This window comes from Alcanivorax sp. (assembly GCF_014762765.1).
Taxonomy (GTDB): Bacteria; Pseudomonadota; Gammaproteobacteria; order Pseudomonadales; family Alcanivoracaceae; genus Alcanivorax.
The window spans coordinates 37,387-39,408 of the sequence record NZ_JABURH010000152.1; the positions used below are offsets into that span (position 1 = coordinate 37,387).

3 protein-coding genes are annotated in these 2,022 nt (G+C 57.9%); all 3 read left to right on the forward strand.

The window, feature by feature from the left end; genetic code table 11:
- Positions 1-900, forward strand: a 900-nt coding sequence (locus HUJ17_RS11125) for a YihY/virulence factor BrkB family protein (protein WP_290510751.1), incomplete at its 5' end; no start/stop codon positions are given.
- A 67-nt stretch (positions 901-967) separates the two neighbouring features.
- Positions 968-1,366 (forward strand): 3D domain-containing protein, encoded by a 399-nt coding sequence (locus HUJ17_RS11130; protein WP_290510752.1) that lies wholly within the window; start codon positions 968-970, stop codon positions 1,364-1,366.
- Positions 1,367-1,462: 96 nt separating this feature from the next.
- A partial coding sequence (locus tag HUJ17_RS11135; protein WP_290510753.1) for a lytic transglycosylase domain-containing protein occupies positions 1,463-2,022 on the forward strand: 560 nt, incomplete at its 3' end.

Sequence of the window (2,022 nt, forward strand, 5' to 3'; positions counted from 1 at the left end):
ACCTTTCTCTACTGGTTCGGCATTCTCAAAAACACCCTGCGCCTGTGGCTGGAAGGGAATGCCGCCAGCTATGCCGGGTCGTTGGCGTTCTTTACGCTTTTCTCCATTGCCCCCGTCATCATCCTCGCCGTGAAGGTGATCTCACTGGTGATGAGCAGCGAAGCGGCCATGGCGGAAATCCTCGGCCAGCTGGAAGCCACCGTCGGTCCCGCCGCCACCGAAGAAATCCGTAATGCCATCATGAATACCCGGGCACCCAGCCAGGGAATTCTGGCCGGGCTACTCAGCCTGACAGTGATGATTATCGGTGCCACCACCGTATTCGCCCAGATGCAACGCTCCATGAATGCCATCTGGGAAGTGGTGCCACGCCCCTCACGCAATACCCTTGTCGCTCTGATCAAGAGTCGCCTGCTGTCACTGACCGTGGTGGTTTCACTGGGTTTTGTATTGCTGGTATCACTGCTGCTCAACGTGGCGGTGCAAACCTTGCTGGTCTACGCGGAAAACTGGATTCCTTTCCATGCCAGTGTAGCCCTGGGACTGGAAGTGATGGTATCCATCATCGTCATCGCCCTGCTGTTCGGGATGATCTTTCGCCTGCTTCCCGACGTGGTACTGAGCTGGAAAGACGTGGCTCCCGCTGCTCTTATCACCGCCATACTGTTTGCCATTGGCCGTGCCCTGATCGGCTTTTATCTTTCACACACAGCAACAGCTTCCACTTATGGGGCCGCTGGCTCCCTGGTGATTCTGCTCATGTGGGTGTACTACTCCTCCATGATCCTGCTGCTCGGCGCCGCCTTCAGCCGCGCTCACAGTGAAGCCCGGGGGCGCATCATCCGTGCCCGCTCCACCGCCGTACGGGTCCGCCGGGAAATACACGAAACGCCCGCCTAACATCATTTTCATGCCCCCTTCACAGCCGGATTGACACGGTAAGGTGTCAATCTGGAAAGGGGATCCCATGATAAAAACACGCTTTTTTCCCGTACTCGGCATCAGTCTGCTCGGTTTCCTGGCGGGCGGCTGCAGTGACAACACCATCAGCCAGGAAGTCACGGCCACTGCGTACACCCTGTCGGAAGCGGAAACCAAAAAAGGCAACGTGGGGCTCGCCGCCTGGGGCGATCAATTGGAACCGGGCATGAAAGCCATCGCCGTGTCCCGCGACCTCATTCCAAAAGGGCTCACTCATCGCACGGAAGTGGAAGTGGAAGGCCTGGGTACCTATGTGGTGCTCGACAAGATGAACAAGCGATGGACCGACAAAATCGACATCTTGATGGCGGACCGTGCCGAGGCCCGGGAGTGGGGCAAACAAACCGTCACCATTCACTGGGAAGCGCCGCAGGAAACACCCTGAACGATCCGGCAATTTTGCAATTCTCCCGATGAAACCCTGGCAGGGCCGTCGTAAACTGCCTGTCTTTAATGTCTCTGCCACGGTTTCGGAGTCCCCATGGCCATCCGTTTTTCATTGATTTCCCTGTTCCTGTTTTTCAGCCATCCGGCCCTGGCTCTGGATCAGGAAAGCTTTGCCATGTGCGTCAGCAAGCTGCGCCAGGCGGGGCTGGAAGCCGGCTTGCCCGCCCAGGTCATCAGCCAGCATCTGGGCGGTGTGAAACTGAATGAAAAAGTGGTGGAATTGGATCGCAGCCAGCCGGAGTTCACCAGTAGCTTTGCCGACTACTTCAACCGCCGTGTCAGCGAGCAACGAATTGAAAAAGGGCGCGAGAAATACCGCAGCCACCGGCAACTCCTCGACAGTCTGACCCGGGAATACGGCATCCCCGGCCACTATCTGGTGGCCTTCTGGGGGCTGGAAACCAACTATGGTGGTTATCTGGGCAACATCCCCACCCTTGACGCCCTGGCCACACTGACCTGCGAGGGCCGGCGCGGTGATTATTTTCAGGGTGAACTGTTCAATGCCCTGCGCATTTTGCAGGCCGGTGATGTGAACGCGTCACAGATGAAAGGCTCCTGGGCCGGCGCCATGGGGCAGACCCAGTTCATGCC